10 protein-coding genes and 1 pseudogene are annotated in these 7,404 nt (G+C 41.3%); 10 read left to right on the top strand and 1 reads right to left on the bottom strand.

Annotated elements, in window-relative coordinates; all coding sequences use genetic code 11:
- The 8 genes and pseudogenes from HP548_RS01175 to HP548_RS01140 all read left to right on the top strand — a co-directional run.
- Window positions 1–1,128 (top strand): annotated as a pseudogene (locus HP548_RS01175) (hypothetical protein); the annotation flags it as partial.
- A 42-nt stretch (window positions 1,129–1,170) separates the two neighbouring features.
- Window positions 1,171–1,737, top strand: a complete 567-nt coding sequence (locus HP548_RS01170) for a copper amine oxidase (RefSeq protein ID WP_175380666.1) — start codon at window positions 1,171–1,173, stop codon at window positions 1,735–1,737.
- Window positions 1,738–1,806: 69 nt separating this feature from the next.
- Entirely contained in the window at window positions 1,807–1,995 is a 189-nt protein-coding gene (locus tag HP548_RS01165) for a hypothetical protein (RefSeq protein WP_175380665.1), read from the top strand.
- A gap of 22 nt (window positions 1,996–2,017) precedes the next feature.
- On the top strand, window positions 2,018–2,320 hold the full coding sequence (locus HP548_RS01160; protein WP_257219528.1) for a hemolysin XhlA family protein: 303 nt from the start codon (window positions 2,018–2,020) through the stop codon (window positions 2,318–2,320).
- Between the two features lie 4 nt (window positions 2,321–2,324).
- Window positions 2,325–2,603, top strand: a complete 279-nt coding sequence (locus tag HP548_RS01155) for a phage holin family protein (RefSeq protein WP_175380664.1) — start codon at window positions 2,325–2,327, stop codon at window positions 2,601–2,603.
- Window positions 2,590–3,534 (top strand): glycoside hydrolase family 25 protein, encoded by a 945-nt coding sequence (locus HP548_RS01150; protein ID WP_175380663.1) that lies wholly within the window; start codon window positions 2,590–2,592, stop codon window positions 3,532–3,534. The genes HP548_RS01155 and HP548_RS01150 overlap by 14 nt, the downstream gene beginning before the upstream one ends.
- Window positions 3,535–4,124: 590 nt before the next feature.
- The gene (locus HP548_RS01145) at window positions 4,125–4,352 is read left to right on the top strand and encodes a LexA family protein (protein ID WP_175380662.1); all 228 of its coding nucleotides are present in this window, start codon (window positions 4,125–4,127) and stop codon (window positions 4,350–4,352) included.
- Complete coding sequence (locus HP548_RS01140; protein WP_175380661.1) at window positions 4,345–4,680, top strand: YolD-like family protein; 336 nt, start codon at window positions 4,345–4,347, stop codon at window positions 4,678–4,680. Before HP548_RS01145 ends, HP548_RS01140 begins: the two co-directional genes overlap by 8 nt.
- Window positions 4,681–5,062: 382 nt before the next feature.
- Here HP548_RS01140 and HP548_RS01135 read toward each other — a convergent pair whose 3' ends face one another.
- Complete coding sequence (locus HP548_RS01135; protein WP_175380660.1) at window positions 5,063–5,275, bottom strand: helix-turn-helix domain-containing protein; 213 nt, start codon at window positions 5,273–5,275, stop codon at window positions 5,063–5,065.
- 87 nt (window positions 5,276–5,362) lie between these two features.
- Here HP548_RS01135 and HP548_RS34045 point away from each other — a divergent pair, with 87 nt between their 5' ends.
- Window positions 5,363–5,587 (top strand): helix-turn-helix domain-containing protein, encoded by a 225-nt coding sequence (locus HP548_RS34045; RefSeq protein ID WP_175380659.1) that lies wholly within the window; start codon window positions 5,363–5,365, stop codon window positions 5,585–5,587.
- Between the two features lie 445 nt (window positions 5,588–6,032).
- The gene (locus HP548_RS01125; protein ID WP_175380658.1) at window positions 6,033–7,298 is read left to right on the top strand and encodes a Fic family protein; all 1,266 of its coding nucleotides are present in this window, start codon (window positions 6,033–6,035) and stop codon (window positions 7,296–7,298) included.
- The last annotated feature ends 106 nt before the right edge of the window (window positions 7,299–7,404 follow it).

The following is a 7,404-nucleotide window of genomic DNA, read 5'->3' as shown; positions in this document are numbered from 1 at the left end:
GAAATGCGGGTCATGGAAATGACGGAGTATCCATTTTCGATGGACAAGCATACTCAGGTAGTTCTGGCCAACTTCAAGGTTCAGGATTATGACGACATCATTGCCGACCTGGAACGATCCAAACGGATCATGAATGACTTGTTGTCTGGCGGTAAGATACGTACAGACGTATTTGAGACATTTGCCAAGCAGGCTGTAATTGATATAAATAACTCCAAAACGCAGATTATATATGATGAGCGTGGCATTTTGCTCCAAAGCAAGGTCGATGTGCGAAACCAGGTCATTCTGACATCAGACGGAATTGTGCTGACAACAGACGGGGGCAAGACTCCAAGGGTGGCTATCACAGGTCAGGGTGTTCTGGCGGAAGCTATTCGGGGCGTGCTTGGTGATTTCGTCTCTATGGTCATTGGCAGCGGCAACCTGGTTACCAAAATCAATCCACAAGGAATCAGCTCAGGGCACAGCGACTACAACCAAGCACCGTTCCGGGTTGACATGGCCGGAAATGTTGTAGCCCGGTCCATTAAGCTCACAGGCCAGATCGACAACTCTACCATGCTTAGTTCCTTGATACAGGCGTCCCGGATCGTAGGTAATGAGATTGAGGGCGGAACGATTACAGGGGCTTTGATCCGTACAGCAACTGGTGGGCGGCGTGTGGAGTTGGATGTTCAGGGATTCCGATCTTATGACGCTTCTGGCCGAACACGTATACAGATTGCTACAACTGAAGACGCTACTGCGGCGGCAATTATCTGGAGAGATACAAACGGTTCATCCGTAGGAGAAATTAATTCATATCAATCAAGTGGGCAGTTTAGCATAGTCGGAAGTAACATGTTCATTGGATCAAACAGTTCCGGTAACCCAATAAGGTTACAAGGCGCACCAATCATTGCTGGTCCTGCTGAATTTCGTAGTTCAGTTCTTTTCAATGGATCAATAACTGGATTGAAGATAACCGACATAACTGGACTGCAAGCCGAATTAAGCTCTATTTGGGCAGCTTTGAACAGTAAGGCATCATCAAGCCACACCCATTCTGTTACGCTACCAACCCACAACCATGGTATTGCAGGGGCGTCGAATTGGGGCGGAACCTTCACAACTTCAACTCCGTAATGTATCATAATAGGAAAAATGACCCATTACGGAGGTAGAGTCTTGAAAAAGTTTACTCACAAATTTGCGTACATTGCTGGCGGAGTAATCATTGGTATTGTATTTTCCACAACCGCAGGGGCTTTTGCTGATTCGGTTAAAAGTATGGTTGGGAAAAAGGTGACTGGAGAGTATTTAGTAGTTGTAAACGGAAAAGGTCTGTCTGATAAGGGGGCAGTAATTGATAGCAAGGCAAATGTGCCTGCGAGATCCTTGTCAGAGGCGTTAGGAGCTGATGTAAAGGTGTCTGGAAAAACCATCTATATTACCACTGATGAGGAGCAAGGCGGGACAAGCACAGCTGCGGAAGTGCCAAGTTCAAACAATGAATACAGTGGTAGAAGCAAGGCTGACTTGGAAGGCGTAAAACAAGTTTTAATCGAAAAAATCCTTGAACCAACCAAGGCAGGGCGAGAGGTATTGCTAAAGGAATTGGCTGATGCTGAAAAAAATGGATCTGAACAAGTGATTGAAGCCAAGAAGAAACAAATTGCAACGTATGATGCTGATATTGAAAAGTACTCGGCTGATCTGGCTAAGGTGGAAGCTGCTCTGGCAGCAACCAAATAACATATTACCCACACAAATGAGTCCGTTACCCACGGGCTCTTTTTTTTATGCCTGGAAGGAGGTGAGACATTGAAGGCGACACATCAAGTAGTGATAACGGCTGATATTTCACGGCCAGTTGAAGAGATTGCCGAAATCATTTCATTGTTTCTTGGAATGGTTCCAGCAGAAAAGCAGGAAGAGCTTTTGCAGGCTGTAGATCAGTTGGTTGGCGATGCTTTAGCGGGATTGGTTTCAAATAAAGAATCAGAGAAATAGAGATAGAAAGCGGGGGAACTATGTGGACGACACAACTATAAGTGAGGTGAATGCTGTTGTGGAAGATACTACAAAGGCGCTTATGGGTATTCAAATCCAGTTGGCAAGGATGGAAAAGACACTTGAGGGCGTACCAGCTATGGCCGCCACATTGGAGGCGACCCGAGATCTTGCTCGGGAGGCTATGCAATCCACTAAATCAGCCCATCACAGGCTGGATAAGATCGAGAACAACCAAACATGGTTGTGGCGGACAATCGCTACAACGTTGATCGGGATAGCTATTGGGGCTATCGTTTTGATTTTGAAAACAGGGGGAGCGTAACAACATGGAATGGGATATTATTCAGGGATTAATTGATGGTAGGCTGCTGATCGTACTGGCTGCCTGTTGGGTGATTGGGTATGTTCTCAAGCAAACGCCGAAAGTGCCGGACTGGACTATTATTTACATCGTTACAGCTGTGGCAATTGTATTTGTAATCCTGATGCTTGGGCTGTTGGTTGAGAGCGTGGTACAGGGTATCTTGGTTGGAGCCGTGGCAGTGTTCGGTAATCAATTGGTTAAACAGGCGAAAAAGGGAGCTGATGCAGATGCAAACGCGTAAACAAGGGAATGCACAGGGGATTGACGTATCCCACCACAACGGCAATATTGACTTTAAAAAAGTAGCGGCTGATGGGATTTCCTTTGTGTTTATTAAAGCGACTCAAGGGAAGTCGTTCCGGTCTTCAAAATTTCTGCAATTCGTTAAAGATGCCAAGGCAGCTGGTCTACTGATAGGGGCGTATCATTACGTGGATGACTCTGCTGGAAGTATCGAAGCTGCAACGGCTGAAGCCCATAATTTTTACAGGGCCATTCAGGATGCTGGCGGGATTGGCGTGTTTGATCTTCCGCCAGTAATGGATTATGAATCAAATAAAAACGGTTATAGTAAATCAACGATTACAGCTGTAGCCAAGGTATTTCTTGAAGAGGTTCGCAGGCTCACAGGAGTTAAACCATTGGTTTACACATACCCGGCCTTTATTGGTAATTTCAGTGGTCTGAGTGGGTATCCGTTGTGGATAGCCAGATACAGTACACAAACGCCTGCGGATGCTTCTGGTTGGACGCGCTGGGATTTCTGGCAATACAGCGATGGGGCGGCTGGTGGATATTTACCAAGGGGAAATCGCAAGGTTGATGGGATCAGCGGCGCGGTGGATTTGAATGAGTTTGACGGCACCGTTGCCGAGCTGAGAGCAAAGTATTCCAAGAAGAATGAACCCGTGAAGGAGGATAAGCCAGTGACACAACCAGTGAAAACAAGGGATATTAACGTGCCGAGTAAGTGGGCAGAGGCAGCGTGGGCAGAGGTGACGGCCAATGGTTACTTTGATGGCGCACGTCCAGGGGCGCAGATCACAAGGGAAGAAACGGCGGTAGTCATTAATCGGCTCAGGAAAAATTTCCTTGCCTTGATTGCAACAACTAATGGCAATGTCACCAACCTGGACAAGCGCCTGAAACAGATCGAATCGGCTCAGGAATAATTCAGGAATATTTAACGGAATAATTTACACGGTTATTGACAAAACATCACCGCAACTATCTCACTAGAATTTCGAGATTTTTGCAACCATAAATCCCAACCGCTTGGAAATATCAAAGGCCCTACCAGTTAATCTGGCGGGGCCTTTTTTGCGTTTGTCAGACTCATTTTGCAGGAGACTCAGCTTTCGGTTTCCGTGGCGGCTTCTTCATCGTCCGATCATAGAGGTATGGCTTCCCATGATACTCCCAAGGATTCTTTTGTTTCTCTCTTTTGGATATGGCCACTTTGATTTCTAGGTTAGCCACTTCCCGTTGAAACTTCGAAGCGTACCTCTTACACCAGCGTAACCCGCTTTCCTCGCTTGAACTGAAATGCGTCCGGAGCAAGAACCCGTTTACTGTTATTTCAAACTTGTATAAGTTCATGGTGACTATCCTTTCGTATGTATTGAATCCATCATACAAGTTATTTTGCACCTTAACAAGAACATATGTTCTTTTATTTGTTATTGATATCGGAACGATCGATCGCATATAATACAAACATATGTTCCTGTATCCTGCTTACAGCTAAGGAGGCCTACATACGATGCAGAGATTAAGCCGCAGGGAAGAGGAAGCCCTACAAGCCATAAAGGATTACTTTCGTGATAATGGGTATCCACCAACAACCAGGGAGCTTGGAGACATGATGGGGGTTACCTCGTCATCAACGGCGTATGCCTATTTGGAACAGTTGGAGAAGAAAGGCTACATCCAAAGACGAGAAAGCACACCGCGTGGAATCAAAATTATGGAGGTTGGTTTTTATGAGTAGCAAATTGAATGCTAATGGAGTTTATGAAGGCAGCCGGATGATTCTCCCGGAACACCGTGAGGCATACCTTGCCCACATGCATGAAATCAATCGGAAAGAGAAACCGATCTTGGATGAACAGGAGTGGCAGCTGATCGGGCTAACTCTGATGGAATCATATCAGGAGCGGGTGGCAATCACGTTGACTGTTTTTGATCCGTTCGACGATTCGGTTATGCGTGGAGTAGTTGATCAGATTGATCAGAACAGAAAAGTGATCAAGTTTGTCCGTGGAGACGAGGACTACAGCTTTATACCATTCAAAAATATCCTGAGTGCTTCCGTATAAATCAAAACGAAATCCGCCAAAGAGAGATTCGGCGGATTATTTTTATGGCCAGAAACAGCCCAAAATCATCCCGATTATCGACGCTGGTCCGGCAGGTTTCGTATTATACTGTGCTTGTATTCGACAATACGTTCGGTCTATTCAGGAACGTGTGTTCTTGTTATAATGTTAGGTAAATCATTACCTACTAGGAAATACGTGGTTTTATGAAGTGTTGAGATGTAAACTTTTACCTTCGGGACGTTCGACATGTTACGACACTAATCGTCCTAGGAAAAAGGTATTATTTTCATATATATACTAGAAGGAGGGGCAGGCATAAAAGGGGTTCAAGTAAAAACTATGGTTGAACCATACATTTACCCTAGGAGAGCCGACAGGCTCACTCAAAGACTATCTCGTATAATTCTTCCATTGTACAGTCCAGCACATAGGCGATGTGTAACATTACATCAGCAGACATCTTATCATGATTGTTAGCCCAATTAGATATAAGTTGCGCACTATACCCTGTCTTTCTGGACAGATCAATCTGCTTCATACGACGTTCTTTGAGAAGTATTTTAAGTCGGCATCTCCCGCGGGAGACCTTCAATTATACTGCCCCTTTTATTCAACTCGGGATGTATTGTAACATTTTACAATCCACTGAACAACAAGATCTAGCAAAGGGGATGAACAGATGAATCATAATTTAAAATCAAAAAATGTTTCACAGTTCAAGTCTGATTTGAGGACAATCCGTTTAATACGGGGACTATCCCGTAAAGATGTATCAATAAACATAGGGATTTCAGATAAGACTTTATATAGATACGAAAAGGAGCCTGGAACAACACCTCTACATATCGCCAAAAGATTATCTTCATACTATGGGGTTCCGTTGGATCAATTTGATTACACCTAAAACAAAAAGACCCATTGTCTTCTATTAAAAAGGACAACGGGCTTTTTTATTTGCTACTAGTAAGTCATCGACTCCAATTTCTAAATTTTTCAGTAGTGATTGCCGATTTGAAGGTAGCGTTACTTATTTGATAAATGAGAAAAAAGCTTTGCTTCGACAAGGCTATTTCCTTTTTTGTTGGAATACATTTAAATATAAAAAATTTCGGATTAATCAAAGGTCTAAAGGTTAATTTCATTTTAGTTTTAATACTAAATAGAATAACCTTAAATAATGTTTGACAAAGTCTTTTGTGATTAGTAATGTAATTCATTAATGCTTTCTTGAGTAGTTAGTGAGTATTTAATTAGTATTTGGATAGTATTTTCATTTTAACAAGCGAGTGTATCTTAGGGTATTAATTATTGTTGAATTGTCTATACTTTTTTTGTGAGGTGAAATAGGGATGAATCTCGATGAAAATTTAAAAAGATACATTTCAGATGATTATGTAACTAGACTGAAATTTATATATCGACAGAGCGATCCGGTAGGGGCATTAAAAAGATGGGATGAAATTGTGAAGAGGAGAAAAGATATCAGTACTTCTGTTAATCTTTTAGACCAGAATGGAGATAAACTCTGGTTTGTTAATCTACCTATTTTCGGGACGTCATTAGATAACTTAGAATATGCGGCTCAATATGATATACCTGATGTAGTAAAGCATATTACAAATTGGGAAGATAAGAGTCATGAAATGATTATTGATGAGGCATTTAATTCCAGTGTCATAGAAGGAGCAGTTTCAACTAGAAAAAGAACTTCTGAAATGCTTAAGAAAAGAGAAAAGCCTAAAAATCATAGTGAATTAATGATATACAACAATTATGAAGCGATGATATATATACTTGAGAAAACAGATGAACCATTGTCAGAAGAGACCTTTGTAAAGCTCCATAAGATTATAACCGAGCAAACTCTTAGTGAAGAGGATATAACTGAGAAGTACCGGGATGACGATGTGGAAGTTAAAGACATGTCTAACAACAGAAGCATTTATCATGCCCCTCCTGCTAAAGATGTCCAATGGATGATGGACGATTTATTTAAATTTATAAATGAAGATACACCTGAGCTTCATCCAATAATTAAAGCGTGTATTATTCACTTTTATTTGGTATATATCCATCCATTTTTTGACGGTAACGGTAGGACTACAAGAGCATTTACAGTTTTGTATCTTTTAAAGCATGGATTTAATTTTTTTAAGTATTTATCTATCTCGACTGCAATTAGAAAAGAAAAAAGTAAATATTACAAAGCAATAGAAGATTGTGAGAAGCACCCGACAGATTTAACTTATTTCATTAAGAACCAAATAGAATTAATGCAGAATGGAATAAAGGATCTACTTAAGGATTTGAGGATGGAGATCAGTAAATTTATCATTAATAAATGGTTTGATCGGAAAGGTATTGTTCTATCTGCAAGGCAAATGAAAGAGATCTATTCTTTCGCTAAGAAAAAGAATAATTATACTTCTATTGAAGAGTATAGGAAAAAATATAAAGTGTCTTATGAAACCGCACGTAGGGATTTGGCCTCACTTAATGATTTAGATCTTTTTAAGAAGGTCAAAATTAGTAGGAAATTTGTTTATAAGTTCGACTTTAATGAATTCTGCGAGTTTGTCTTTAAAGACATGAGAGAAGAGAATATCGAAATTTAAAATTAGTTAAAGACCGGTTATTAATAACCGGTCTTTTTTTATCTATAAGAATAACTTGCAATAACTGAGGTGTTATTGACTATTTAACTGATATGCTTTTCCTTAT

Source organism: Paenibacillus taichungensis (genome assembly GCF_013359905.1).
GTDB classification, from domain to species: domain Bacteria; phylum Bacillota; class Bacilli; order Paenibacillales; family Paenibacillaceae; genus Paenibacillus; species Paenibacillus taichungensis.
This window is presented reverse-complemented; position numbering and strand designations above follow the sequence as displayed.

What these genes read in the sequence shown, in the direction of transcription:
- HP548_RS01150 (WP_175380663.1), top strand. Translation starts at nt 2,590, where the DNA reads ATGCAAACGCGTAAACAAGGGAATGCACAGGGGATTGACGTATCCCAC.
- HP548_RS01145 (WP_175380662.1), top strand. Translation starts at nt 4,125, where the DNA reads ATGCAGAGATTAAGCCGCAGGGAAGAGGAAGCCCTACAAGCCATAAAG.
- HP548_RS34045 (WP_175380659.1), top strand. Translation starts at nt 5,363, where the DNA reads ATGAATCATAATTTAAAATCAAAAAATGTTTCACAGTTCAAGTCTGAT.
- HP548_RS01155 (WP_175380664.1), top strand. Translation starts at nt 2,325, where the DNA reads ATGGAATGGGATATTATTCAGGGATTAATTGATGGTAGGCTGCTGATC.
- HP548_RS01125 (WP_175380658.1), top strand. Translation starts at nt 6,033, where the DNA reads ATGAATCTCGATGAAAATTTAAAAAGATACATTTCAGATGATTATGTA.
- HP548_RS01140 (WP_175380661.1), top strand. Translation starts at nt 4,345, where the DNA reads ATGAGTAGCAAATTGAATGCTAATGGAGTTTATGAAGGCAGCCGGATG.